The sequence below is a fragment of the Streptomyces spinosisporus genome (assembly GCF_022698145.1).
GTDB classification, from domain to species: Bacteria; Actinomycetota; Actinomycetes; order Streptomycetales; family Streptomycetaceae; genus Streptomyces; species Streptomyces spinosisporus.
The window spans coordinates 134,305-159,270 of record NZ_JALDAX010000005.1 but is presented as its reverse complement, the minus strand read 5'-3'; the positions used below and the strand labels follow the sequence as shown (position 1 = coordinate 159,270).

26 protein-coding genes and 1 tRNA gene are annotated in these 24,966 nt (G+C 69.5%); 11 read left to right on the top strand and 16 right to left on the bottom strand.

From position 1 onward, the window contains the following. Positions 1 to 39: 39 nt before the first annotated feature. Positions 40 to 753: a helix-turn-helix transcriptional regulator gene (locus MQN93_RS15250; RefSeq protein ID WP_078516700.1), complete on the top strand. Its 714-nt coding sequence runs from the start codon at positions 40 to 42 to the stop codon at positions 751 to 753. Positions 754 to 771: 18 nt separating this feature from the next. Here the strand turns inward: MQN93_RS15250 and MQN93_RS15245 are convergent, their stop codons facing one another. Together MQN93_RS15245 and MQN93_RS15240 are read right to left on the bottom strand one after the other, a co-directional pair. Next, positions 772 to 1,119 (bottom strand): hypothetical protein, encoded by a 348-nt coding sequence (locus tag MQN93_RS15245; RefSeq protein ID WP_016436434.1) that lies wholly within the window; start codon positions 1,117 to 1,119, stop codon positions 772 to 774. Positions 1,120 to 1,145: 26 nt separating this feature from the next. After that, positions 1,146 to 2,837 carry a sodium:solute symporter family protein gene (locus tag MQN93_RS15240; RefSeq protein WP_016436433.1) on the bottom strand — a complete coding sequence of 564 codons (1,692 nt, stop codon included), beginning with the start codon at positions 2,835 to 2,837 and terminating at the stop codon, positions 1,146 to 1,148. Between the two features lie 176 nt (positions 2,838 to 3,013). Here MQN93_RS15240 and galT point away from each other — a divergent pair, with 176 nt between their 5' ends. Genes galT through galK form a run of 3 tightly spaced genes read left to right on the top strand, consistent with a single transcriptional unit; the run spans position 3,014 to position 6,194 of the window. Next, positions 3,014 to 4,072, top strand: a complete 1,059-nt coding sequence (gene galT / locus MQN93_RS15235) for a galactose-1-phosphate uridylyltransferase (RefSeq protein WP_242709888.1) — start codon at positions 3,014 to 3,016, stop codon at positions 4,070 to 4,072. Continuing rightward, entirely contained in the window at positions 4,072 to 5,040 is a 969-nt protein-coding gene (galE, locus tag MQN93_RS15230) for a UDP-glucose 4-epimerase GalE (RefSeq protein ID WP_016436431.1), read from the top strand. Before galT ends, galE begins: the two co-directional genes overlap by 1 nt. Beyond that, the gene (galK, locus tag MQN93_RS15225) at positions 5,040 to 6,194 is read left to right on the top strand and encodes a galactokinase (RefSeq protein ID WP_242709887.1); all 1,155 of its coding nucleotides are present in this window, start codon (positions 5,040 to 5,042) and stop codon (positions 6,192 to 6,194) included. Before galE ends, galK begins: the two co-directional genes overlap by 1 nt. Here the strand turns inward: galK and MQN93_RS15220 are convergent. Beyond that, positions 6,187 to 6,627 (bottom strand): GNAT family N-acetyltransferase, encoded by a 441-nt coding sequence (locus MQN93_RS15220; protein WP_051183659.1) that lies wholly within the window; start codon positions 6,625 to 6,627, stop codon positions 6,187 to 6,189. The genes galK and MQN93_RS15220 overlap by 8 nt on opposite strands. A 301-nt stretch (positions 6,628 to 6,928) precedes the next feature. Between MQN93_RS15220 and MQN93_RS15215 the strand changes: the two genes are divergently transcribed. Then, positions 6,929 to 7,696 (top strand): LuxR C-terminal-related transcriptional regulator, encoded by a 768-nt coding sequence (locus MQN93_RS15215; RefSeq protein ID WP_242709886.1) that lies wholly within the window; start codon positions 6,929 to 6,931, stop codon positions 7,694 to 7,696. Here the strand turns inward: MQN93_RS15215 and tamR are convergent. Next, the gene (gene tamR, locus MQN93_RS15210) at positions 7,655 to 8,152 is read right to left on the bottom strand and encodes a MarR family transcriptional regulator TamR (RefSeq protein ID WP_016436427.1); all 498 of its coding nucleotides are present in this window, start codon (positions 8,150 to 8,152) and stop codon (positions 7,655 to 7,657) included. The two genes, MQN93_RS15215 and tamR, sit on opposite strands and share 42 nt — an antisense overlap. A gap of 115 nt (positions 8,153 to 8,267) precedes the next feature. On the opposite strand from tamR, the gene MQN93_RS15205 reads away from it, so the two are divergent. From MQN93_RS15205 to MQN93_RS15195, 3 genes are all read left to right on the top strand, one after another. After that, the gene (locus MQN93_RS15205) at positions 8,268 to 9,083 is read left to right on the top strand and encodes a trans-aconitate 2-methyltransferase (RefSeq protein ID WP_016436426.1); all 816 of its coding nucleotides are present in this window, start codon (positions 8,268 to 8,270) and stop codon (positions 9,081 to 9,083) included. 4 nt (positions 9,084 to 9,087) lie between these two features. Next, on the top strand, positions 9,088 to 9,456 hold the full coding sequence (locus MQN93_RS15200) for a VOC family protein (RefSeq protein ID WP_242709885.1): 369 nt from the start codon (positions 9,088 to 9,090) through the stop codon (positions 9,454 to 9,456). Between the two features lie 79 nt (positions 9,457 to 9,535). Then, on the top strand, positions 9,536 to 9,709 hold the full coding sequence (locus tag MQN93_RS15195) for a CsbD family protein (RefSeq protein ID WP_016436424.1): 174 nt from the start codon (positions 9,536 to 9,538) through the stop codon (positions 9,707 to 9,709). 37 nt (positions 9,710 to 9,746) lie between these two features. Here MQN93_RS15195 and MQN93_RS15190 read toward each other — a convergent pair whose 3' ends face one another. Then, the gene (locus MQN93_RS15190; protein WP_016436423.1) at positions 9,747 to 10,424 is read right to left on the bottom strand and encodes a TetR/AcrR family transcriptional regulator; all 678 of its coding nucleotides are present in this window, start codon (positions 10,422 to 10,424) and stop codon (positions 9,747 to 9,749) included. Further along, positions 10,421 to 11,428, bottom strand: coding sequence for an acyl-CoA desaturase (locus MQN93_RS15185; RefSeq protein WP_242709884.1), 1,008 nt, complete (start codon positions 11,426 to 11,428; stop codon positions 10,421 to 10,423). Before MQN93_RS15185 ends, MQN93_RS15190 begins: the two co-directional genes overlap by 4 nt. A 310-nt stretch (positions 11,429 to 11,738) precedes the next feature. On the opposite strand from MQN93_RS15185, the gene ppc reads away from it, so the two are divergent. Next, the gene (ppc, locus tag MQN93_RS15180; RefSeq protein WP_016436421.1) at positions 11,739 to 14,480 is read left to right on the top strand and encodes a phosphoenolpyruvate carboxylase; all 2,742 of its coding nucleotides are present in this window, start codon (positions 11,739 to 11,741) and stop codon (positions 14,478 to 14,480) included. 73 nt (positions 14,481 to 14,553) lie between these two features. On the opposite strand, the gene MQN93_RS15175 is transcribed toward ppc, so the two are convergent. The 8 genes from MQN93_RS15175 to MQN93_RS15140 form a co-directional block, all read right to left on the bottom strand. Next, on the bottom strand, positions 14,554 to 15,201 hold the full coding sequence (locus MQN93_RS15175; protein WP_242709883.1) for an LPXTG cell wall anchor domain-containing protein: 648 nt from the start codon (positions 15,199 to 15,201) through the stop codon (positions 14,554 to 14,556). Between the two features lie 135 nt (positions 15,202 to 15,336). Beyond that, positions 15,337 to 15,840: a hypothetical protein gene (locus MQN93_RS15170; RefSeq protein ID WP_242709882.1), complete on the bottom strand. Its 504-nt coding sequence runs from the start codon at positions 15,838 to 15,840 to the stop codon at positions 15,337 to 15,339. 42 nt (positions 15,841 to 15,882) lie between these two features. Beyond that, on the bottom strand, positions 15,883 to 16,485 hold the full coding sequence (gene pth / locus MQN93_RS15165; RefSeq protein WP_037783119.1) for an aminoacyl-tRNA hydrolase: 603 nt from the start codon (positions 16,483 to 16,485) through the stop codon (positions 15,883 to 15,885). An 81-nt stretch (positions 16,486 to 16,566) separates the two neighbouring features. After that, positions 16,567 to 17,166 (bottom strand): 50S ribosomal protein L25/general stress protein Ctc, encoded by a 600-nt coding sequence (locus MQN93_RS15160; RefSeq protein WP_016436417.1) that lies wholly within the window; start codon positions 17,164 to 17,166, stop codon positions 16,567 to 16,569. Positions 17,167 to 17,365: 199 nt separating this feature from the next. Continuing rightward, positions 17,366 to 18,340 (bottom strand): ribose-phosphate diphosphokinase, encoded by a 975-nt coding sequence (locus tag MQN93_RS15155; protein WP_016436416.1) that lies wholly within the window; start codon positions 18,338 to 18,340, stop codon positions 17,366 to 17,368. 115 nt (positions 18,341 to 18,455) lie between these two features. Beyond that, positions 18,456 to 19,904, bottom strand: coding sequence for a bifunctional UDP-N-acetylglucosamine diphosphorylase/glucosamine-1-phosphate N-acetyltransferase GlmU (gene glmU / locus MQN93_RS15150; RefSeq protein ID WP_242709881.1), 1,449 nt, complete (start codon positions 19,902 to 19,904; stop codon positions 18,456 to 18,458). Between the two features lie 125 nt (positions 19,905 to 20,029). Further along, positions 20,030 to 20,103 (bottom strand) — tRNA-Gln (locus MQN93_RS15145). Positions 20,104 to 20,117: 14 nt separating this feature from the next. Continuing rightward, positions 20,118 to 20,978: a hypothetical protein gene (locus MQN93_RS15140; protein ID WP_242709880.1), complete on the bottom strand. Its 861-nt coding sequence runs from the start codon at positions 20,976 to 20,978 to the stop codon at positions 20,118 to 20,120. A gap of 167 nt (positions 20,979 to 21,145) precedes the next feature. On the opposite strand from MQN93_RS15140, the gene MQN93_RS15135 reads away from it, so the two are divergent. Next, the gene (locus MQN93_RS15135; protein WP_242709879.1) at positions 21,146 to 22,450 is read left to right on the top strand and encodes a sensor histidine kinase; all 1,305 of its coding nucleotides are present in this window, start codon (positions 21,146 to 21,148) and stop codon (positions 22,448 to 22,450) included. Positions 22,451 to 22,508: 58 nt separating this feature from the next. Here MQN93_RS15135 and MQN93_RS15130 read toward each other — a convergent pair whose 3' ends face one another. After that, positions 22,509 to 23,003: an SUKH-3 domain-containing protein gene (locus MQN93_RS15130; protein ID WP_242709878.1), complete on the bottom strand. Its 495-nt coding sequence runs from the start codon at positions 23,001 to 23,003 to the stop codon at positions 22,509 to 22,511. A gap of 65 nt (positions 23,004 to 23,068) precedes the next feature. Further along, positions 23,069 to 23,605, bottom strand: a complete 537-nt coding sequence (locus MQN93_RS15125) for a YwqJ-related putative deaminase (protein WP_242709877.1) — start codon at positions 23,603 to 23,605, stop codon at positions 23,069 to 23,071. 356 nt (positions 23,606 to 23,961) lie between these two features. Between MQN93_RS15125 and MQN93_RS15120 the strand changes: the two genes are divergently transcribed. Further along, positions 23,962 to 24,960: an SMI1/KNR4 family protein gene (locus MQN93_RS15120; RefSeq protein ID WP_016436410.1), complete on the top strand. Its 999-nt coding sequence runs from the start codon at positions 23,962 to 23,964 to the stop codon at positions 24,958 to 24,960. The last annotated feature ends 6 nt before the right edge of the window (positions 24,961 to 24,966 follow it).

Below are 24,966 nucleotides of genomic sequence, written 5' to 3'. Positions count from 1 at the left end.
ATTCACGGGGATCCATTGGGGGGACTGGGGGGTTGCTCGATGGGAGTGCGGCTCATGGTGGTCGACGACCACCGACTGCTCGCCGAGGCGCTCGCCTCGGCGCTGAAGCTGCGCGGGCACCGGGTGCTCGCGGCGGCGGCGCCCGCCGCGGGGGCGGCGGAGCTGGTGATCACGCGCGCACCCGAGGTGTGCCTGCTGGGTACGGCGACACCGGCGGAGCCGGGCATCTTCGACCCGGTGGTGAAGATCAAACGGGAGCGCCCGCAGGTGGCGGTGCTGGTGCTGGGCCCGGTGCCGAGCCCGCGCGGCATCGCCGCCGCCTTCGCCTCCGGGGCGTCGGGCTACGTACGTCATGACGAACGCATAGAGGGCGTGGAGCGCGCCATCATGAAGGCCCGGGCGGGCGAGGCGGCGGTGGCGCCGCAGCTGCTGCAGGGAGCCTTCAGTGAACTGCTCAACCCCGCGGCCCAGCCCGACGACGAGGGGCAGCGCCTGCTGCAGATGCTCACCCCGCGCGAGGTCGAGGTCCTGGTCAGGGTGGCCGACGGCGAGGACACCCGGCTGATAGCGGCCGGGATGGGCATAGCCCCGTCCACCGCCCGCACCCATGTCCAGCGTGTCCTGATGAAGCTGGGCGTCGGCTCCCGGCTGGAGGCGGCGGCCCTGGCCGCGCGCACGGGGCTGCTGGACAGAGCGGGCCCGGTGCCGAACGCGAAGCCTGTGGAGATGGAACCGGGGCCGGAGGCGTCATAGCCTCCGCCCCCGGGGCCGTCAGTGCGCCGGTCCGGCCGGCTCGTCCTCCGCTCCCGGAGCGGTGTCCGGGGTCGGGGGCGGTGTCGGCCGCAGCTTCAGCCAGGCCAGGAAGAAGACGCCGAGGACCAGCATGGCGATGCCGGTCCACAGGTTGATGTTGACGCCCTGGGCCTTGTCGATGGCGGCCTGGTCGTCGGTGATGCCGGTGATGGTGACGATGATCCCGTACAGCACGAACAGGCCGCCGATGATGCGGCGGAGGTCGAAGATGCGGGCCGCGGTCGCGGACTTCTCCTGCAGCTCGGTGACCTCGCGGTGGACGTCCTTCTCGGAGTATCCGGAGGGTCCGGGGTACTGATCGGACATGGTGGTTCGAACTCCTCAGTCGGCCGTCAGAACGAGAACGGGATGTAGCAGGCGGCGGCGATGATCACGGCACCCCAGCCCAGCAGGGCGGGCTTGCGGTACCAGGCGTCGTCGCCCGCGGCGGGCGGCTCGTCCATGCCGGGGGAGCGGGTGCCGTAGACCAGGCCCTGCAGTTCCTCGGTCGGCTTGGGCTTGGTGAACAGGGACACGGCGACCATCACCACGGCGCCGGCCACGAAGCCGACGATCGCGGAGACGAAGTTGGCGCCCTGGTCGGAGGGGATGTCGATGATGCCCTCCTTGTAGATGACGAAGTAGTTCACCATCGCGGCCACGGTGCCGGCGAGCAGGCCCCAGAAGCCGGACTTGGCGGACGCACGCTTCCAGAACATGCCGACGATGAAGACCACGAACATCGGCACGTTGAAGAAGGAGAACAGCGTCTGCAGGTAGCTCATGATGTTGGAGAACGACGACGCCAGGAAGGCCGTGCCGACCGAGGCGCAGACGCCGATCACCGTGATCAGGCGGCCGAAGCGGACGTAGTACTCGTCCTCGCGGCCCTTGACGATGTACCGGGCCCAGATGTCGTTGGTGAACACCGTGTTGAACGACGACACGTTGGCCGCCATGCCCGCCATGAACGCGGCCAGCAGACCGGTCACGGCGATGCCGAGGACGCCGTTGGGCAGCAGTTCCTGCATCAGGTAGGGGATGGCGTCGTTGTACTGGTAGCCCGACTTGGCGGTGCCGAAGTTCGGCACGAGGGCCGCGGCGACCAGGCCCGGGATCATCACCAGGAAGACGATGAAGATCTTCGGGTACGCGGCGATCAGCGGGGTGCGCTGACCCGCGGAGAGGTTCTTCGCGGACAGGGCGCGCTGCACCTCGGCGAAGTTGGTGGTCCAGTAGCCGAAGGACAGCACGAAGCCGAGGCCGAGCACGATGGTCAGCCAGTTGGCGCCCAGCGGGTTGGAGCTGCCGATGCCGGTGCCGCCCCAGGCGGTGGTGAAGTTCGCTCCGTGTGTCGCGGTGAGCTTGTCGGTCAGACCGCCCCAGCCGCCGACCTTCTTCAGGCCCAGCACCACGATCGGGATGAGCGCCGCGAGGATCACGAAGAACTGCAGCACCTCGTTGTAGATCGCGGAGGAGAGACCGCCGAGGGTGATGTACGCCAGCACGAACGCGCCCGCGACCACGATCGCCACCCACTGCGGCCAGCCCAGCAGGGCCTCGACCACGATCGCGAGGGCGTACAGGTTCACACCGGCGATCAGAACCGCGGCGAAGGCGAACAGGATCGAACTCAGCAGATGTGCCCACTTGTCGAAGCGCAGCAGCAGCATCTCGGGGACCGAGCGCACCTTGCTTCCGTAGTAGAAGGGCATCATGACCAGGCCGAGGAAGACCATGGCCGGGATGGCGCCGATCCAGTACCAGTGCACGGTGTACGCGCCGTACTGTGCGCTGTTGGCCGCCATGCCCAGGATCTCGGTGGCGGCGAGGTTGGCCGAGATGAACGCGAGCCCGGTGATCCAGGCGGGCAGTGACCGCCCGGAGAGGAAGAAGTCGAGGCTGGTCTTCACCGATCTACGGGCGGCGAAGCCGATGCCGAGGACCACGGCGAAGTAGATGCCGAGGATCGTGTAGTCGAGCCCGTTCGTGGGGAGACGTAGCTCGGCGGCCAGCTGCATGGCTGGGTATGTGGGGGTTTGCATAAAAGCTCGCTTCGTCGCGTGAACTGTCCAGAGCGGAACCTACGCCTGCGCCTTCAGGAATTGAACACTTCTGTTGATGCTCTTTGTTGGATTGTGATGTTGACGAGTGTGGGTGCGCATGTTCCAATGTGTTCGGTTATGTTTGATGGTTGAGTGGCTCGAATAGGGAGTCCGCAGTGAAGAAGACCTCGACCCGCCTGGCCGACGGTCGCGAACTGATCTACTACGACCTGCGCGACGACCATGTGCGCGACGCGGTGGACCGCCGTCCCCTGGAGCGGACCGTCACGACCTCCGAGATCCGCCGTGACCCGCTGCTCGGCGACGCGATCGCCGTGGCCTCGCACCGCCAGGGCCGCACCTACCACCCGCCGGCCGACGAGTGCCCGCTGTGCCCCTCCAAGGGCGACCGGCTGAGCGAGATCCCGGACTCCTCGTACGACGTGGTCGTCTTCGAGAACCGCTTCCCCTCCCTGGCCGGCGACTCCGGCCGCTGCGAGGTCGTCTGCTTCACCTCCGACCACAACGCCTCCTTCGCGGATCTCTCCGAGGAGCAGGCGCGCCTGGTCCTGGAGGCCTGGACGGACCGGACATCCGAGCTGTCGCATCTCCCCTCCGTGGAGCAGGTGTTCTGCTTCGAGAACCGTGGCGAGGAGATCGGCGTGACGCTCGGTCACCCGCACGGCCAGATCTACGCCTACCCCTTCACCACCCCGCGCACCGCGCTGATGCTCCGTTCGCTCGCGGCCCACAAGGAGGCGACGGGCGGCGAGAACCTCTTCGACGCCGTCCTGGAGCGTGAGCTCGCCGGTGAGCGGGTCGTCCTGGAGGGTGAACACTGGGCGGCCTTCGTGCCGTACGCGGCGCACTGGCCCTACGAGGTCCACCTGTACCCCAAGCGCCGGGTGCCCGATCTGCTCGGGCTCGACGAGGCCGCGCGCACAGAGTTCCCCCAGGTCTATCTGGAACTGTTGAGGCGCTTCGACCGGATCTTCGGCGAAGGTGAACCGCCGACGCCGTACATCTCGGCCTGGCACCAGGCACCGTTCGGCGCGCTGGAGGACTTCGAGGGCGTCAACCGCGACGACTTCGCGCTCCACCTCGAGCTTTTCACCATCCGCCGAACCTCCGGCAAGCTGAAGTTCCTCGCGGGTTCCGAGTCCGGCATGAGTGTGTTCATCAACGACGTGCCGCCGGAGCGCGCGGCCGAGCGACTGCGAGAGGTAGCGAGTTGATGAGCGGTAAGTACCTGGTGACGGGCGGGGCGGGCTACGTCGGCAGTGTGGTCGCCCAGCACCTGCTGGAGGCAGGGCACGAGGTCGTCGTGCTCGACAACCTCTCCACCGGCTTCCGGGAGGGCGTCCCGGCCGGCGCCGCCTTCATCGAGGGCGACATCCGCGACGCCGCCAAGTGGCTGGACGCCTCCTTCGACGCCGTCCTGCACTTCGCCGCGTTCTCGCAGGTCGGCGAGTCCGTCGTCAAGCCCGAGAAGTACTGGGACAACAACGTCGCCGGCACCATGGCGCTGCTCGGCGCGATGCGCGAGGCGGGCGTGCGCACGCTGGTCTTCTCCTCCACCGCGGCCACCTACGGCGAGCCGCAGCAGGTCCCGATCACCGAGTCCGCGCCGACCGCCCCGACCAACCCCTACGGCGCCTCCAAGCTCGCCGTGGACCACATGATCTCCGGCGAGGCGGCGGCGCACGGCCTGGGCGCGGTCTCGCTGCGCTACTTCAACGTGGCGGGCGCCTACGGCAAGCAGGGCGAGCGGCACGACCCCGAGTCGCACCTGATCCCGCTGGTGCTGCAGGTCGCCCAGGGCAGGCGGGACGCGATCTCCGTCTACGGCGACGACTACCCGACCCCGGACGGCACCTGCGTACGCGACTACATCCACGTCGCGGACCTCGCCGAGGCGCACCTGCTCGCGCTGAAGGCCGCCACCCCGGGCGAGCACCTCATCTGCAACCTCGGCAACGGCGAGGGCTTCTCGGTCCGCGAGGTCATCGAGACCGTCCGCCGGGTCACCGGCCACCCGATCCCGGAGGTCGTGGCCCCGCGCCGCGGCGGCGACCCGGCCGTCCTGGTGGCGTCGGCGGCCGCCGCCCGCGAGAAGCTGGGCTGGAACCCGTCCCGCGCGGACCTCGCGGGGATCGTCGCGGACGCGTGGGAGTTCGCGCAGAACATCACAAGGGAGCACTAGTGGCGGCACAGCAGGTGCAAGGCGGTTTCCAGGAGCTGTACGGAGCCGCCCCCGAGGGTGTCTGGTCGGCGCCGGGCCGCGTCAACCTCATCGGTGAGCACACCGACTACAACGACGGCTTCGTGATGCCCTTCGCGCTGCCGCACACCACCGTCGCGGCCGTCTCCCGGCGCACCGACGGCCGTCTGCGCCTGCACTCGGCGGACGTCGAGGGCGGTGTCGAGGAGTTGCGCCTGGACGAGCTGGCGCCCGAGTCGGACCGGAACTGGACGGCGTACCCGGCGGGTGTCGTGTGGGCCCTGCGCGAGGCCGGTCACGCGGTGACCGGCGCGGACGTCCACCTCGCCTCGACGGTCCCCTCCGGCGCGGGCCTGTCCTCGTCGGCGGCGCTGGAGGTCGTGATCGCGCTCGCGCTGAACGACCTCTACGAACTCGGCCTGCAGCGCTGGCAGCTGGCCCGGCTGTGCCAGCGCGCCGAGAACGTCTACGTCGGCGCCCCCACCGGCATCATGGACCAGACGGCCTCCGCCTGCTGCGAGGAGGGCCACGCGCTCTTCCTCGACACCCGGGACCTCTCCCAGCAGCAGATCCCCTTCGACCTGGCCGCCGAGGGCATGCGGCTGCTGGTGGTGGACACCCGCGTCAAGCACGCCCACAGCGACGGCGAGTACGGCAAGCGGCGCGCGGGCTGCGAGCGCGGCGCGGCGCTGCTCGGCGTCGACGCGCTGCGGGACATCCCCTACGACGGGCTCGACGCGGCGCTCGCGCGGCTGGGCGACGACGAGGAGGCGGTCCGCCTGGTCCGCCACATCGTCACCGAGGACGAGCGGGTGGAGCGGACCGTCGCCCTGCTGAGGGCGGGCGAGACCCGGGCGATCGGCCCGGTCCTGGTGGCCGGCCACGCCTCCCTGCGCGACGACTTCCGTATCTCCTGCCCGGAGCTGGACCTGGTCGTCGACACCGCGCTGGCCTCCGGCGCGCTCGGCGCGCGGATGACCGGCGGCGGCTTCGGCGGCTCCGCGATCGTCCTGGTGGAGGCGTCCGACGTGGACACCGTCACCAAGGCGGTCGAGGAGGCCTTCGCCGGGGCGGGCTTCACCGCTCCGCGGGTGTTCGAGGCGGTGCCGTCGGCGGGCGCGCGCAGGCTCAGCTGAGCCGCTTGGTCAGCGTGTACTCCGTGATCCCCGGCGGATAGTCGGGGATCACGCACACCACGTCGTACCCCTGCTTCTTGTAGAAGCCGGGCGCCTGGAAGTCCCAGGTCTCCAGCCGGACCGCGGTGCAGCCGCGTTCGCGGGCGCGGCGCTCCGCCTCCGCGAGCAGTTGCGAACCGAGGCCCGCGCCGCGGTGGCGTTCGTGCACCCACAGATAGGTCACGTGCAGCCACGACGTCCAGGTGTGACCGACCAGTCCGGCGACCAGTTCACCGCTGTCGTCCAACACCCACAGATGGAGCGGAACTTCGCGTTCACCTGGGGTTCCGCGCAGGGCGCGCAGCACGGGTGAGGCCGCTGTGTTCGCCTCCCGCAGCCGCCTCCGGAGAAGATCGCACCGGGCTTTGTCGACTTCTGTCTCCAGACGAAACATGGGGCTCACGATAAACGCGCTGGACTGCCAGTTCTGCAAATAACCTTCCGCTCCTGCCCCCCGGCCGTACCCTGATGAACAGCACCGGTGGGGGCCGGTGCCGATCAGGGGGCGAGACAGTCGGGTACGACGCCCGAAGTGGGGGTAGCAGATTCCGCATGGCGGCGGCCGTGCGGTGTGCCGTTCCGGTCCCGGGTGGTTCCACGCGATCCGGGACACTTCGGGCGCCGTACCTGCGCCTGTGACGTCTCCCGACGATGGGGTATCCCCTGCTCTTCGAGAGCTTGGGGAAGGGGGTTTCGTGGTTCGCATCCGAGTCCTGGTCGTGGACGACCATCGCATCTTCGCCGAGTCCCTCGCCGCGGCGCTCGCGGCCGAGCCCGACGTCGACGTCTCCGCGGCCGGCAGCGGTCCCGCCGCACTGCGCAGCCTGGAGCGCGCGGCAGCCGAGGGACGGCGGTTCGACGTGCTGCTCGTCGACTCCGACCTGGGCGGCAACGTGCCCGGGGTCCGGCCCGCCCTGCCCGTCCAGGAGGTGGGAGAGGACGGACTCGTCGACGGGATCTCGCTGGTCGCGGGCGTGCGCACCGCACAGCCGGGCGTACGGATCGTCGTGCTGGCCGAGAAGGACGATCCGCGGCGCGCGGCCCTGGCCCTGCAGGCCGGGGCGTCCGGCTGGGTGGCCAAGGACTGCTCGCTGTCCCGGCTGCTCAATGTCATACGGGGAGTGCTGCGCGACGAGACGCATCTGCCGCCGGCCCTGCTCACCGGTGTGCTCAGGGAACTGACCGCCGCCCGCAAGCACCGCACCGAGAGCGAGCGGCTGGTGGAGTCCCTGACGCCGCGGGAGCGGGAGGTGCTGCGCTGCATGGTCGCGGGACTCGGCAGAAAGGCGGTCGCGGAGCGGCTGTTCCTCTCGCCCCACACCGTGCGCACCCATATGCAGAACGTCCTGGGCAAGCTCGGGGTCCACTCGACCCTCGCCGCGGTCGCGCTCGCGCGCCGGGCGGGCGTCGGACCCGTCGACCTAGCCGGGGATGTTGTCGAACGGGGCGGTCAACTGGCGTAGCAGCGCGGCGAGTTCACCCCGCTGGGCGCGCGAGAGCTCGGCGAGGATGGCCCGCTCCTGGTCCAGCAGTCCGGCCAGGGCCTGGTCCGCGCGGTCCTGGCCCTCGTCCGTGAGCCGCACCAGCACACCGCGCCGGTCGCTCGGGTCGGGCAGCCGCTCCACCAGGCCCTTCTTGGTCAGGCGGTCGATGCGGTTCGTCATCGTGCCCGAGGTGACCAGGGTCTGCGTCAGCAGCTGCCCCGGCGAGAGCTGGTACGGCGTGCCCGCGCGTCTGAGCGCGGTGAGCACGTCGAACTCCCAGGGCTCCAGGCTGTGTTCGGCGAAGGCCAGCCGGCGTGCCCGGTCCAGGTGCCGGGCCAGTCTGCTGACCCGGCTGAGGACCTCGAGCGGTTCCACGTCGAGGTCCGGGCGCTCCCGGCGCCACGCAGCGACCAGCCGATCGACCTCGTCCTCCATGGCGATCAGTGTAGTGGTTGTGTCGATGTGAAGTCTCTTGATGTCGAGTTTCTTGACATCGAGGCATTATGCGGGCCAGGGTGGACAGCAGTCCAGTACGCCGAGGAGGCCTGCCATGTCCGCCGCCCCCACCTGGGACCCCGCCCAGTACCTGCGTCACGCCGATCACCGCGCCCGCCCCTTCGCCGACCTCGTGGCCCGCATCCCCGAGCTGCCCGGGCGCCCGCCGCGCATCGCCGACCTCGGCTGCGGGCCCGGCAACGTCACGGCCCTCCTCGCCGACCGCTGGCCCACCGCGCACATCACCGGGTACGACAACTCGTCCGAGATGCTGGACAAGGCGCACGTCGACCACGCGGGACCCACACCCGGCGGCGGCCGGCTCGACTTCGACCACGGCGACGCACGCACCTGGACGCCCGGGCAGCCGCACGACCTGATCGTCAGCAACGCCACCCTGCAGTGGGTGCCCGGGCACGCCGAGCGGTTCGCCGACTGGATCGCGGGCCTCGCGCCCGGCGGCACCTTCGCCTTCCAGGTGCCCGGGAACTTCGGCGCCCCCAGCCATGTGCTGATGCGCGAACTCGCCGACTCCGCCCGCTGGAAGGACCGCCTCGGCGGTCTGCTGCGCCACGACGACGCCGTCCTCGCACCCGGCGCCTACCTGGAGCGCCTGGCCTCGCTCGGCTGCACGGTGGACGTGTGGGAGACGACCTATCTGCATCTGCTCACCGGCGAGGACCCGGTGCTGGACTGGGTGAAGGGGACCGGGCTGCGGCCCGTCCTGACCGCCCTCGCCGACGACCCGCCGGCCCGCGATGACTTCATCCACGAGTACCGCACCGCCCTGCGCGAGGCCTACCCCGCCACCGGACACGGCACCCCGTTCCCCTTCCGCCGCATCTTCGCCGTCGCCCGCAAGGAGGCGTAGCCAGATGATCACGGCAGTCGACCACGTCCAACTGGCCGCACCGCCCGGCTCGGAGGACCGGCTGCGGGCGTACTACGTCGACGTCCTCGCCATGAGCGAGCTGCCCAAGCCGCATCCGCTCGCGGCCCGCGGAGGCTGCTGGTTCCAGTCGGGCACCGCGCAGGTCCACCTGGGGGTCGAGGAGGACTTCCGCCCGACGAGAAAGGCCCACCCGGGGCTGCGCGTCACCGGCATCGAGCACTACGCCGCCCGGCTCCGGGCCCATGGGGCGCCGGTGCAGTGGGACGAGAACCTGCCCGGGTACCGGCGGTTCTACTCCTACGACCCGGTCGGCAACCGCCTGGAGTTCCTGGAGCCGCTGGGCGCGGCCTGAACGGCGCGGTTTGAGGGGGCGTCGGCCGGTCACCCGTTGCGGTGAGACCGACATCTAGCCTCTTGGGGAGTTGAGCGACGTGGCGAAGGAAGAAAAGGGCCGGGCCAAGAAGGAACAGATGAAGGGCAAGGCCAAGGAAGCCATGGGCAAGATGGTCGGCAACGAGCGGATGACCGCCGAAGGCAAGGCCGACCAGATGAAGGGCGACGCCCGCCAGGCCAAGGAGAAGGGGAAGGACACCTTCAAGCACTGAGCGGCACTGAACGTGTTACTGCCCGAGGGCGCCGGAATCAGTTCTTCCGGCGCCCTATCAGATGCGGCTTCGCCTCCAGCCCGTCCAGCCCGTGCCACGCCAGGTTCACCAGGTGCGCGGCGACCTCCGCCTTCTTCGGCCGGCGCACGTCCAGCCACCACTGACCGGTCAGGGCCACCATGCCCACCAGCGCCTGCGCGTACAGCGGCGCCAGCTTGGGATCGAAGCCGCGGCTCTTGAACTCACGGCCCAGAATGTCCTCCACCTGGGTCGCGATGTCCGAGATCAGCGACGCGAAGGACCCCGTCGACTGCGGGATGGGCGAGTCACGGACCAGGATGCGGAAGCCGTCCGTGGACTCCTCGATGTAGTCCAGCAGCGCGAACGCCGCCTGCTCGCACAGCTCGCGGGGGTGCCCGGCGGTCAGCGAACTGGTCACCATGTCCAGCAGGCGCCGCATCTCACGGTCCACCACCACCGCGTACAGCCCCTCCTTGCCGCCGAAGTGCTCGTAGACCACCGGCTTGGAGACCCCGGCCTTCGCCGCGATCTCCTCCACCGACGTGCCCTCGAACCCCTTGGCGGCGAACAGGGTGCGACCGATCTCCAGCAGCTGCTGGCGTCGCTCGGCGCCCGTCATCCGGGTACGGCGCGCCCGCCTCGGCTTCTCATTGCTCGGGGTGCTGCTCGGATCGGTCGCCACGGCGTCAATCATGCCGCCTCGGCGGTCTCCTTCCGGCGCCCTGAGCCCTCTTCGCCGGTCTTACGGCGTGAATCGATACGTGAGCGTGACGGCCAGCGCACGTCGTACGCCCAGCCGAGCTGCTCGCACCAGCGGATGATCCGCGCCGAGGAGTCCAGCTGCCAGCGCTCCACACCGTGCCGCGCGGAGGTCGGGTCGGCGTGGTGCAGGTTGTGCCAGGACTCGCCGCAGGAGAGCACGGCCAGCCACCACACGTTGCCCGAGCGGTCCCGCGACTTGAAGGGCCGCTTGCCGACCGCGTGGCAGATCGAGTTGATCGACCACGTCACATGGTGCAGCAGAGCCACCCGGACGAGGGACCCCCAGAAGAACCCGGTGAACGCACCCCACCACGACCAGGTGACCAGACCGCCGATCAGGGCGGGCAGGGCCAGCGAGAGGCTCGTCCAGTAGACGAACTGCCGGGAGATCGCGCGGATCGCCGGATCCTTGATCAGGTCCGGGGCGTACTTGTCCTGAGGCGTCTGCTCCTCGTCGAACATCCAGCCGATGTGCGCCCACCACAGGCCCTTCATCAGCGCCGGGAGGGTCTCGCCGAACCGCCACGGGGAGTGCGGGTCGCCCTCCGCGTCGGAGAACTTGTGGTGCTTGCGGTGATCGGCCACCCACCGCACGATCGGCCCCTCCACGGCCATGGAGCCCGCGATCGCCAGCGCGATCCTGAGCGGCCGCTTCGCCTTGAACGAGCCATGGGTGAAGTAGCGGTGGAAACCGATCGTGATGCCGTGACAGCCGAGGTAGTAGAAGAACACCAGCAGGCCCAGGTCGAGCCAGCTCACGCCCCAGCCCCAGGCCAGTGGAACCGCGGCGACGAGTGCGATGAACGGGACGACGATGAAGAGCAGGAGCGCGAGCTGTTCGATCGACCGCTTCTTCTCGCCGCCCAGGGTGGCCGAGGCGACCGAGGTGTCGTTCGCCTGCGGGGCGTCGTCGATCACATCGGAACTTGTGGTCATGGGCGTCCCCTGTGGGGTCGAGGGTGGAGGCAGATGCCGGGTCGGCTGCGGGAACCGTGCCCAGGTCCCGTTACAACGGTCCCTACGGTTCCGTAACCTACGGCGTCGTAAGTATGGCAGCGAGTCGCCCGACGGCAAGAGCCCAAAATTCTGCGCGTCCGCATGGACACCTATCCTGGAGTTGGTCGGACAGCGCGGTCCGCTCTGATTCATTTCCCGGATGACAGGGTCGTATGCGGCGCTCGCCGCGCGGCCCGCAGTGCCGGGTTCCCCCTCCGGACGAGCTTCAACACTGCAAGGAGCCGCACCTGTGAGCAGTGCCGACGACCAGACTGTGCCGCAGACGATGTCCGGCAGCGAGCTTCGCGCCGACATCAGGCGCCTCGGCGACCTCCTCGGCGAGACCCTCGTACGCCAGGAGGGCCCCGAGCTCCTCGACCTCGTCGAGAAGGTCCGCCGCCTCACCCGCGAGGACGGAGAGGCCGCCGCCGAACTGCTGCGCGGCACCGAACTGGAGACCGCGGCCAAGCTGGTCCGCGCCTTCTCCACCTACTTCCACCTGGCCAACGTCACCGAACAGGTCCACCGCGGCCGCGAACTGCGCGAGCGGCGCGCCGCCGAGGGCGGACTGCTCGCCCGCACCGCCGACCGGCTCAAGGACGCCGACCCCGAGCACCTGCGCCAGACCGTCCGGCACCTCAACGTCCGGCCCGTCTTCACCGCACACCCCACCGAGGCAGCACGCCGCTCGGTCCTCAACAAGCTCAGGCGCATCGCCGCACTCCTGGAGACCCCGGTCATCGAGGCCGACCGGCGCCGCCACGACACCCGGCTGGCCGAGAACATCGACCTCGTCTGGCAGACCGACGAACTGCGCGTCGTACGCCCCGAACCCGCCGACGAGGCCCGCAACGCCATCTACTACCTCGACGAACTGCACGCCGGCGCCGTCGGCGACGTCCTGGAGGACCTGACCGCCGAACTGGAACGCGTCGGCGTCCACATCCCCGACGACACCCGCCCCCTCACCTTCGGCACCTGGATCGGCGGCGACCGCGACGGCAACCCGAACGTCACCCCCCAGGTCACCTGGGACGTCCTGATCCTCCAGCACGAGCACGGCATCAACGACGCGCTGGAGATGATCGACGAACTGCGCGGCTTCCTCTCCAACTCCATCCGCTACACCGGCGCCACCGAGGAACTCCTCACCTCCCTGCGCACCGACCTGGACAACCTCCCCGAGATCAGCCCCCGCTACAAGCGCCTCAACGCCGAGGAGCCCTACCGCCTCAAGGCCACCTGCATCCGGCAGAAGCTGGAGAACACCAAGCAGCGCCTGGCCAAGGGCACCCCGCACGAGCCGGGCCGCGACTACCTCGGCACCGGCGAGCTGCTCAAGGACCTCACCCTCATCCAGACCTCCCTGCGCGAACACCGCGGCGGGCTCTTCGCCGACGGCCGGATGAACCGCACCATCCGCACCCTGGCCGCCTTCGGCCTCCAGCTCGCCACCATGGACGTACGCGAACACGCCGACGCCCACCACCACGCCCTCGGCCAGCTCTTCGACCGCCTCGGCGAGGAGTCCTGGCGCTACGTCGACATGCCCCGCGAATACCGCGCCAAGCTCCTCGCCAAGGAGCTGCGCTCGCGCAGGCCGCTCGCCCCCACCCCGGCGCCCGTGGACGCCGCCGGAGAGAAGACCCTCGGCGTCTTCGAGACCGTCAAGCGGGCCCTCGCCGTCTTCGGACCCGAGGTCGTGGAGTCGTACATCATCTCCATGTGCCAGGGCGCCGACGACGTCTTCGCCGCCGCCGTCCTCGCCCGCGAGGCCGGCCTCATCGACCTGCACGCCGGCTGGGCGAAGATCGGCATCGTGCCCCTCCTGGAGACCACCGACGAGCTCAAGGCCGCCGACACCATCCTCGAGGACATGCTCGCCGACCCGTCCTACCGGCGCCTCGTCGCCCTGCGCGGCGACGTCCAGGAGGTCATGCTCGGCTACTCCGACTCCTCCAAGTTCGGCGGCATCACCACCTCCCAGTGGGAGATCCACCGCGCCCAGCGCCGGCTGCGCGACGTCGCCCACCGCTACGGCGTCCGGCTGCGGCTCTTCCACGGCCGCGGCGGCACCGTCGGCCGCGGCGGCGGCCCCTCCCACGACGCGATCCTCGCCCAGCCCTGGGGCACCCTGGAGGGCGAGATCAAGGTCACCGAGCAGGGCGAGGTCATCTCCGACAAGTACCTCGTGCCGTCGCTGGCCCGCGAAAACCTGGAACTGACCGTCGCGGCCACACTGCAGGCCTCCGCCCTGCACACCGCCCCGCGCCAGTCCGTCGAGGCCCTCGCCCGCTGGGACGCCGCCATGGACGTCGTCTCCGACGCCGCCCACGCCGCCTACCGCAGGCTCGTCGAGGACCCCGACCTGCCCACGTACTTCCTCGCCTCCACACCCGTCGACCAGCTCGCCGACCTGCACCTGGGCTCACGGCCCTCCCGCCGCCCCGGCTCCGGCGTCTCGCTCGACGGACTGCGCGCCATCCCCTGGGTGTTCGGCTGGACCCAGTCCCGGCAGATCGTCCCCGGCTGGTTCGGCGTCGGCTCCGGCCTCAAGGCGCTGCGCGAAGCGGGCCTCGACACCGTGCTCGACGAGATGCACGAACAGTGGCACTTCTTCCGCAACTTCATCTCCAACGTCGAGATGACGCTCGCCAAGACCGACCTGCGCATCGCCGCCCACTACGTCGACACCCTCGTCCCCGACGAGCTCAGGCACATCTTCGACACCATCAAGGCCGAGCACGAGCTCACCGTGCGCGAGGTGCTGAAGGTGACCGGCGAGGACGAACTCCTCGACGCCCAGCCCGTGCTGAAGCAGACCTTCGCCATCCGCGACGCCTACCTGGACCCGATCTCCTACCTCCAGGTGACCCTCCTCAAGCGCCAGCGCGACGCCGCGGCCGCAGGCCAGGAGCCCGACCCCCTGCTCGCCCGCGCCCTGCTCCTGACGGTCAACGGCGTGGCGGCCGGCCTGCGCAACACCGGCTGACACCCCCGCACACACGGGTGCCCCCGGGCTTCGTACGAGCCCGGGGGCACCCCTGTGTGGTGCGCTGGATACGTCAGGCCCGGCGCCGCCTGGCCACCAGGTAGCCGCCGCCCGCCACCAGCGCGGCCGCCAGCCCGGCCAGCAGACCCACCGGGGCGCCGTTGCCCGTCTCGGCGAGATCACCGGAGCCACCGCCCTGGGCCGACGGCGAGGCGGACGCAGACGCGGAGGGTGCGGGCGCCTCGGACCCCTGGGCGGACGGGGACGGCGCCGACGCGGACGGCGCGGGCGTCGAGCCGCCGCCCTGCGAGGTGCCGCAGTCCGTCCAGAAGACCTTGTGCTTGGCGGACCCCTTCTCACCATCGAAGTTCCAGAACAGCTTGTAGTGGCCGTCGGGCAGCGACAGGTTCTCCGTACGGCCGTGGCCCTCGGCGTCGAGCGTGAGGGCGCCGGTCTTCACCGTCTCGCCCTTGGTGTGGGCGGTCGGCGCCCAGGCCTCGATGTGCCAGTCGACCTGCTGGACGCCGTCGAAGCCGAAGGCGTCCAGGTAGAACGTGCAGACGTGCGGCTCGTTGCGCCGCAGCTCGTCGCCGGTCTTCGCGTCGTGGATCTTCACCGTGCCGTTGTCACCGGGCGCGGTGGCGTGAGCGGCGACGGGGGCGCAGAGCAGCGCGGCCGCGGCGACGGCGGACAGGGCGCCGAAGCGAGAGAGGGTACGCATGGGGTAGTCCATCTTCGAGTGCCGAAAGGGAAGATGTGGAGGGGGCGGCTCAGCTTCCAGCCGGCACTGACCAAAGGTCAATCACGAACGGAGAACACTCAGTTTCTCCGCGAACGTGGAGAACGGAGAAAGACATCACAGCGCCGCAAAAGCCGCCGTGAGCAGCGCCGCACCGGACAACGCCATCACCCACGCGACCCGCGTCCTGCGCAGCCCGCCCGCCACGACCACCGACGCGAGCAGCAGCGCACCGCCCATCGGCACCCACGCGTACAGCACCCCGGCCGGACCCGACCGGACGGCCACCTCACCGCCCGGCTTCATCACCACCGCGTACGTCCGCCCCTTGCGCACCGCGACCGTCTTCTCGATGACGACCCGGTCGGGAACCGAAGCGCCGGGCGAGGACGGGGTGAACGGGCCCGTGCAGACGTCACCCTCGCACCGGGTCACCTCGATCGTGCCGCGCTCCCGCCCCTTGGTGAGCATCACGTACGGCGCCGTCTTCCACGACCCCCACACCCCGGCGATCAGAATCAGCGCCGCCACCGCACCCATCGCCGCGAGCCGCCCGAACCGCAGCGCGGCGACCGAGGCCTGGCGGGAGGAACGGGCAGAGGCGGACATGGCCGGGATCATTGGCCATGCCCCTGCGAACGGTCAACTCGACCGGGCGACAAGTCAGGAGTTGTACGTGCTTTGCGCCCGCTCCAACCCCTCGATCACCAGACACTCCACCGCATCCGCCGCCCGGTCCACGAAATAGTCCAGCTCCTTGCGCTCCGCGGCCGAGAAATCCTTCAGCACGAAGTCCGCCACCTGCATCCGCCCCGGCGGCCGCCCGATCCCGAACCGCACCCGGTGATAGTCCGCGCCCATCGCCTTCGTCATCGACTTCAGACCGTTGTGCCCGTTGTCCCCACCACCGAGCTTCAGCCGCAACGTGCCGTAGTCGATGTCCAGTTCGTCATGCACGGCCACGACATTCGCCACCGGCACCTTGTAGAAGTCCCGCAGCGCGTTCACCGGACCACCGGACAGATTCATGTACGACATCGGCTTGGCGAGCACCACACGCCGGTTCGCCGGCCCCGGCGGCCCGATCCGCCCCTCCACGACCTGCGCCTGCGCCTTGCCCGCACGCTTGAACCTCCCCCCGATCCGCTCGGCCAGCAGATCGGCCACCATGAACCCGACGTTGTGCCGGTTCCGGGCGTACTCGGGCCCCGGATTACCGAGACCGACGACCAGCCAGGGGCCGCCCACGGGGGTGCTCACGTCCATGTCTCCTTGATACGCGCCAGCCGCCGCCCCGGCCATGAACGACCGGAAGCAGCGGCTGACGAACGACGAAACGGGTGAGGATCAGGCCTCGGCGACCTCGTCGCCCTCCGCGGCCTCCTCGCCCTCGCCGGCCTCCTCGGCCTGCGCGGCCAGAACCTGCAGCACGACGGCGTCCTCGTCCACGGCCAGCGTCGCGCCGGACGGCAGCGTGATGTCCTTGGCGTGGATGGAGGCACCCGCCTCCAGGCCCTCGATGGAGACCGTGACGGACTCGGGGATGTGCGTGGCCTCGGCCTCGACCGGCAGCGCGTTCAGGACGTGCTCCAGCAGGTAGCCACCCGGGGCCAGCTCGCCCTCGGTGTGCACCGGGATCTCGACCGTGACCTTCTCGCCGCGCTTGACCAGCAGCAGGTCCACGTGCTCCAGGAAGCCCTTGATCGGGTCGCGCTGCACGGACTTCGGGATCGCCAGCTCGTTGGTCTTGCCGTCGATGTCCAGGGAGATCAGGACGTTCGGCGTACGCAGCGCGAGCAGCAGGTCGTGACCCGGAAGGGTCAGGTGCAGCGGGTCGGAACCGTGGCCGTACAGCACACCGGGCACCTTGCTGTCACGGCGGATACGGCGGGCGGCACCCTTGCCGAACTCGGTGCGCGTCTCGGCGGTGAGCTTCACCTCGGACATGATCACTCCTCGTAGAAAAATCAGGAACGGACGTGGTCACCCGGCCACGAACGGCCTGCTACGAAGAGCGCGTCGATAACGGACAGCCGACCTCGCGGAACGAGACGGCCTCCCTCGCCGAGCAACTGGGGAAGTCTACTCGGCGCGGGAGGCCACAGAAAAATCGATCATGCAGAAGCGTTAAACCGCATGCGGCGGCTCACTGCTCGTCGAACAGGCTCGTCACCGAACCATCCTCGAACACCTCACGCACCGCACTCGCGATCGTCGGAGCGATCGACAACACCGTGATCTTGTCCAGCTCCAGCTCACTCGGCGTCGGCAGCGTATTGGTGAAGACGAACTCGCTCACCTTCGAGTTCTTGAGCCGATCCGCCGCCGGACCCGACAGCACACCATGCGTCGCCGTCACGATCACGTCCTCCGCACCATGCGCGAAAAGGGCGTCCGCGGCCGCACAGATCGTGCCACCCGTGTCGATCATGTCGTCGACCAGGACGCACACACGCCCCTTCACCTCACCGACCACCTCATGCACGGTGACCTGGTTCGCGATGTCCTTGTCCCGGCGCTTGTGCACGATCGCCAGCGGCGCACCCAACCGGTCGCACCAGCGGTCCGCGACCCGCACCCGACCCGCGTCCGGCGACACCACCGTCAACTTGTCCCGGTCGACCTTCGCCCCCACATAGTCCGCCAGCAGCGGCAGCGCGAAGAGATGATCCACCGGACCGTCGAAGAAACCCTGAATCTGATCCGTGTGCAGATCCACCGTCAAAATCCGGTCCGCACCCGCCGTCTTCATCAGATCCGCGACCAGACGCGCCGAAATCGGTTCACGACCACGGTGCTTCTTGTCCTGCCGCGCGTAACCGTAGAACGGCACGATGACCGTGATGGAGCGCGCCGACGCACGCTTCAACGCGTCGATCATGATCAACTGCTCCATGATCCACTTGTTGATCGGAGCCGTATGGCTCTGGATCAGGAAACAGTCCGCACCACGCGCCGACTCCTGATACCGCACATAGATCTCACCGTTGGCGAAGTCGAAGGCCTTCGTCGGAACGACCCCGACACCCAGCTGGTGGGCGACCTCCTCGGCAAGCTCGGGGTGGGCGCGGCCGGAGAAGAACATCATCTTCTTCTCGCCGGTCGTCTTGATCCCGGTCACAGCACTGTCTCCTCAGAGGTGTCTCAGCTGGGGGCCGTACGCGATGTCACAGCTGGTGGCGGTACGGCTGTGTGCAGATATCACGGTACGCCGACTTTGACGCACCCGAATCCGGTCAGTCTTCGCTCTCGCCCTGCCGGGCCGTCGCCTCGGCCGCCTTCGCCGCGGCACTCCCCGGACGCTTACGAGCCACCCAACCCTCGATATTCCGCTGCTGACCGCGGGCCACGGCCAGCGAACCGGGCGGCACATCCTTCGTGATCACGGAGCCGGCAGCGGTGTACGCACCGTCCCCGATCGTGACAGGCGCCACAAACATATTGTCCGAACCCGTACGGCAATGCGACCCCACCGTCGTGTGGTGCTTCTCCTGCCCGTCGTAGTTCACGAACACGCTCGCCGCACCGATGTTGGTGTACTCACCGATCGTCGCGTCACCCACATAGGACAGATGCGGGACCTTCGTACCCTCACCGATCGAGGCGTTCTTCGTCTCGACGTACGTGCCCACCTTCGCCTTCAGCCCAAGGCGCGTACCCGGCCGCAGATAGGCGAAGGGCCCCACGGTCGCCTGCGGCCCGACATGCGCACCGTCGGCCACCGTGTTGTCCACCCGCGCACCGGCATCCACCCGCGTGTCCTTCAGCCGGCTGTTCGGCCCGACCTCCGCACCCTCACCCAGATGCGTGGAGCCGTGCAGCTGCGTGCCCGGGTGAACGATCGCGTCCTGCTCGAAGGTGACGGTGACGTCGACCCAGGTGGTCGCCGGATCCACGACCGTGACGCCGGCCAGCATCGCGGACGTCAGCAACCGGTCGTTGAGAATCCGCCGGGCCTCGCTCAACTGCACCCGGTTGTTGATCCCGGCGATCTCGTGATGGTCACCGGCAACCGACGCACCCACGCGATGACCGGCCTCCCGCAGAATGCCGAGCACATCGGTCAGGTACTCCTCGCCCTGACTGTTGTCCGTACGGATCTTCTTCAACGCATCCGCCAGCAACTGCCCGTCGAACGCGAAGACACCCGAATTGATCTCACGGATGGCGCGCTGCGCCTCCGTGGCGTCCTTGTGCTCGACGATCTCGGTGACGGCACCCGTGTTCTCGTCGCGCACGATCCGGCCGTAGCCCGTCGCGTCCGGGACCTCGGCGGTGAGGACCGTCACGGCGTTGCCGTCGGACGCGTGGGTCGCGGCGAGGCCGCGCAGGGTCCCGCCGGTGAGCAGGGGGGTGTCGCCGCACACGACGACGACCGTTCCGTCGACGCTGCCGCCGAGCTCCTCGAGCGCGATCCGTACGGCGTGCCCCGTGCCGTTCTGCTCGGCCTGCACGGCAGTGCGTACGGCCGGGTCGATCTCGGCGAGATGCGCACCCACCTTCTCGCGCGCGTGACCGACCACGACGACGAGGTTCTCGGGCTCCAACTCACGCGCGGCGGCGAGCACATGGCCCACGAGACTGCGTCCGCAGATCTCATGGAGGACCTTGGGTGTGGCCGATTTCATACGGGTGCCCTCACCCGCTGCGAGAACGACGACGGCTGCCGGGCGAATGGCGCTCACGGGGTTGCCCTTCGGCTTTTGGACGGGTGGGGACATCCGCAGGATACCGGGGCGTTTCGCGGGGGACATGGGAGTGGGCCCTGACTGTGGGGTCAGGGCCCGAACTCAAGGGTTGTGCGCTGTAGCTCCCCCGCAAGGATTCGAACCTTGACCTGCCAAGACCAAAACTTGGTGTGCTGCCTGGTTACACCACGGGGGACAGCGCCTCAGACCTTACCGGAGTCGCGCGGTGGCGCCAGCAACTATGGCGCTCCACCAGCCCTCGATGCGGCAGTACAGCTCGGCTCCTTGTTGGACTCGGACGACAAGACAACCGCGATAGTCCTCCCCGGTGTTCTTGCGAACGGTCTTGGGGTTGTGGCTTTTCAGTGTCGTCCGTTGCAGGGCGGATGCCTCGATCCCGACAAGAGCGGCCCAGTACTGCTCGGCACCGGCCACGTCCGCGCTCTCGTGAATCATCACCCGGAACCTCAGGCGCTCGCGCGCCACCCCCACCAGGTCCAGCCAGGCGAGGAAGACCTGGATCACGGCCGGGTCGCTGTTGACGAAGTTGACCACCTCCCGACGCTGGTACGGCTTGCTCTTCTGCCCCTCGGCCCAGTAGAGCGCGACGCCGGCGATGAACAGGTCCCGTTCGCCGAGACTGCCGACCTCCTTGGCGGCGTTGTCCTTGACCCTCTCGCGTTCCTGATCCTGGGCGTTGCGCAGACGCGCCAGCCCGGCCTGCATGAGCGCTCGCTGTTCCTCAGGTGTGTACCGAGGCTCCGGCTTCGGTAGGTCCCGTACCCAGAGCGAGACCGAGCTCCTGGAACACCCCAGCTCCGCCTCGATCTGGTCGTACGTCCAGCCCTGCAGCCGGAGCTCCCGTGCCTTCGCGCGGAGGTCGTCCTTCGCTTGCGGTCGCTTCGTCCAGTCCGGTGGCGGCTCCCCTTTCACCAGTTGGCTGAGGATCTCGTTGTTGAACACCTTCAGCTCGTCCCTGATCCGCCGAAGGCTGTAGCCCTGCCGCCGCAGCGCCACCGCCCGCTCCCGCAAGCCCTCGAAGTCGGCGGACTTGCCAAGTGAATGTGCCATGGGCATACCGTCCGGGCGGAATGGGCGGTTCCTGGGTCGAACAGTGGGCGATTCAGCAGTTCGAGGGAAAGTGGGTCGTATCGTGCGCGGACGGTCACGGAGTGTGGTGTAGATCCGTCGTGAAAACTCGCCGGAAAACGGGGCGCGGACGCCCGTAGGCTGGAGGCATGACCACGACGGGGGAAGACCACGCCGCGGCCCGGGGAGGGCCGTGGTGGTGGGCCAGGTGGCGGAGTGTCGCGCTCGATGTGGGGCTGGCGGCGGCCTCCGCGCTGGAGTGTGCGTTCGAGGGGGTTCATTTCGCGCGGGACGCGGGACTTCCGGTGGCTGTGGGGGTCGTCTTCGGGGTGCTGGCCGGTTCGGCGCTGGTGGTGCGGCGGCAGTGGCCGATTGCCGTCGTACTGGTCTCGATCGCGATCACCCCGGCCCAGATGGGCTATCTGATGGGCATCGTGGGCCTGTACACGCTCGCGGCGTCCGAGTTGCCGCGGCGGATCATCGCCTCGTTGGCGGGGATGTCGCTGGTGGGCATGTTGATCGTGATGTTCGTGCGGGTGCGGCAGGACATGGCGCGGGGGACGTGGGACCTGGGGGACTGGTTCGTTCCGTTCGCGGCGATCACGACGGCGATCGGGATGACCGCGCCGCCGTTGTTGCTGGGTCTGTATGTGGGGGCGCGGCGCCGGCTGATGGAGAGTCTGCGGGAGCGTGCGGACAGTCTTGAGCGTGAGTTGCAGTTGCTGGCCGAGCGGGCCGAGGAGCGGGCCGAGTGGGCGCGGGGTGAGGAGCGGACGCGGATCGCGCGGGAGATGCATGACGTCGTCGCGCATCGGGTGAGTCTGATGGTGGTGCATGCGGCGGCGTTGCAGGCGGTCGCGCGGAAGGACCCGGAGAAGGCCGTGAAGAATGCGGCGCTGGTGGGGGACATGGGGCGGCAGGCGTTGACCGAGTTGCGGGAGATGCTGGGGGTGCTGCGCAGTGGGGACGGGGCCCGGCGTGGTGAGCAGGCGGTGCCGCTGGCGGCGGTGGGGGTTGCTGCGGCGGAGGCGGCGGAGCGGGCCGCGGATGAGGGGGAGGGGCCGTGTCTGTCCGAGTTGGAGGAGTTGATCGGGCAGTCGGCGGCGGCCGGGATGGTGGTGGATCTGTCGGTCGAGGGTGACAGTCGTGGCTATGCGGCGGAGGTCGAGCAGACCGCGTATCGCGTGGTGCAGGAGGCGTTGACGAACGTCCACAAGCATGCGGCGGGTGCGAAGACGTATGTGCGGCTTGCGCATCGGGTGTCGGAGATCGCGATGCAGGTGGAGAACGAGCCGCCGCCTGAGGTGTCGTCGGCTGCGTCGGCGCGGTTGCCGTCCGGGGGCAATGGCCTGGTGGGGATGAAGGAGCGGGTGACCGCGCTGGGTGGGGTGTTCGTGTCGGGGCCGACCGATGCGGGGGGTTTCCGGGTGTCGGCGGTGATTCCGGCGGCGTAGTCCGGTGTCCTGGTCGTGGGTGCGGCGGCCCGCGATGTCCTTGGCCGGGGGGCGTGCGTCAGCCTGCGGTGAGGCGGGTGGGTTCGATGCCGGAGACGAGGCCGGCGAGGGCCTGGTCGATGTCGGGGCCGAGGTACCAGTCGCCTGTGTGGTCGAGGGCGTAGACGCGGCCTTCGGCGTCGACGGCGATGAGGGAGTCGCTGTCGGTCTCGGTGCCGAGGGGGCTGACTTCGGTGTCGAGTGCGCGGCCGAGGTCGGCGAGTGTGCGGGCCATGTGCAGGCCGTGGAGCGGGTCGATGTGGAGGGCGGTGGGGGCGACCTGGCGACCGGGTCCGGTGGGGGCGATGTGCAGGCCGCCGAATTCGGCCCAGGCTTCGACGGCGGCGGGGAAGACGGCGTGCCGGTGGCCTGCGGGTGAGATGTGGTCGCGCAGGGTGTCGGCCCAGATCTCGGCCTGTTTTATGTCCCAGCGTCCGGGCTGCCAGCCGGCGGCGCGCAGGGCGGCGTCGACGGGTACGGGGAAGCGGGTGGTGGAGGTGCGGTCGGGGTGCATCTGCCCTTCGATCGTCGAGTTCGCTTGAGTCGTGCCCGGCCCGGGCTTTCGGTTGGGTGGTCGGGTCAGTCGTCGCTCGCTGCGGGGTCGACGATGCGGACGCCGAAGTGGGCGCTGAGGGCGGTGCAGGCGCGGCAGGGGGTGGCGAAGCTGCCGTGCAGGGGGTCGCCGTCCTCGCGGATGTGGCGGGTGGTGAGTTTGGCTTGTTTGAGGGCTTTGCGGGCTTCGCCGTTGGTCATGGGTTTGCGTGCGGCGCGTTTGCTGCGGGCGGCGTCGGCGGCGGCTATGTGGCGTGAGATGAGGATGGTTTCGGCGCAGCGGCCGGTGTAGCGGTCGCGTTGGGCGCTGGTGAGGGTGTCGAGGAAGTCCTGTACGAGGGGGTGCAGGGTGGGGGGTTCCTCGCCGCGGGCGGCGGTGCCGGTGAGGGTGGCGCCGCGTACGGAGAGGGCGGCGGCGACGGTGGGGAGTATGCCGTCGCGGCGGTGGAGCAGGGTGGGGGCGTGCGGCGTCTCGGTGGCGCTCCAGCCGATGCGCGGGTCGCCGGACGTCCCTGTGTGCGGGGCCGCTTGCGGTCCCGTCTGCGTCGCGTTCATGATCGTCATCCCCTCCAGAGCATCCCCCGGAGGTCACAGAGTGCCAAATCGCGTGGCTGGTGCGGAAGCTGGGGCGGTGCGACACGCCCGGGTTTGGGCGGGCTGTCACGGTGGGGTGACGGCAGGTCACGGAAGCGGAGGGCGGCTGACCGGTGCCCGGTGACCGGTGCGGTCGTACCGCATAGGCTGTCGGCACCGCGGTCCACGCGGCGGTGCGTGGTGATCCACGCGATGGTGCGTGGTGTCGGGCGCGGTGAGGGTCGGGACGGAAGTCGCGACGGACGAGACAGTCGATACGGGGCGCAGTGGGTGGCTTGGAGCCGGTCACTGCGGGCCGTACCAGAATGCCGCAGGGGGCAACCGCCATGACGACAGGTCGGCTCGGGCAACAAGCCGCGCCGCCGAACGCGGCCTATGCCGGGCAGGTCGTGCATTTCCCGGATCCGGTCCGGGCCGCACGTCACCCGAGAGGGGTACGCATCGACGAGCGTGGCTACCCCGACTTCTCGCCCTATGCGCGTGCGGCTGCGGAGATCGCGGAGCCGCCGGAGGGTTTCGGGGTCGACGAGTTGCGGCTGACGGACTATGTGTCGGCGAACGCGGCGCTTGCGGCGTCGGGGCACGAGCTGTGGGACACGGTGCCCGCGGTGGCGACGCCGCACGGCTGGACCTGGCATCACGTGCTGGGTGCGCGGCGGCTGGAGCTGGTGCCGGTGGAGGTGAAGGCGCTGCTGCGGCATCACGGCGGGATAGCGACGGCCGCGGTGGACCAGGGCAAGCGGGGCACGCGGCCGTTGCAGGAGACGCGGCCGGCGCACTTCGGGTTGCCGAAGTCGGGCGTGGCGGTCACTGAGGCGCAGGTGCAGCAGGTCGAGGAGGATCTCGGGTACCGGCTGCCGGGTGCGTACCGTTCGTTTTTGAAGGCGGCGGGTGGTTGTGCGCCGGTGGGTGCGGCGCTGGACGCGGAGCTGGGGCTGCTGATCGACCAGCCGTTCTTCACGGTGCGCGAGGAGGCGGCCGTGAACGATCTGGTCTATGTCAACAAGTGTCTGCGTGACCATCTGACCAAGGACTATCTGGGCGTGGGTTTCGTCCAGGGGGGTCTGCTGGCCGTGAAGGTGAAGGGCGAGCGGATCGGTTCGGTGTGGTTCTGTGCCTACGACGATGCCCGGGACGTCGATCCCTCGTGGGCGCCGGCGGAGCGTGTGGAGCGGCTGTTGCTGCCGTGCGGTGAGGACTTCGACGGGTTCCTGTCCCGGTTGGCGGGCAATCCGCCGGAGCTGGAGACGGTGGCGAATCTGATGGTGGACGGCGGGTTCGCGCGGTCCGTCCCGGTGTCTTCGGTCTCTTCGGTGGGGGAGTGAGCGTCC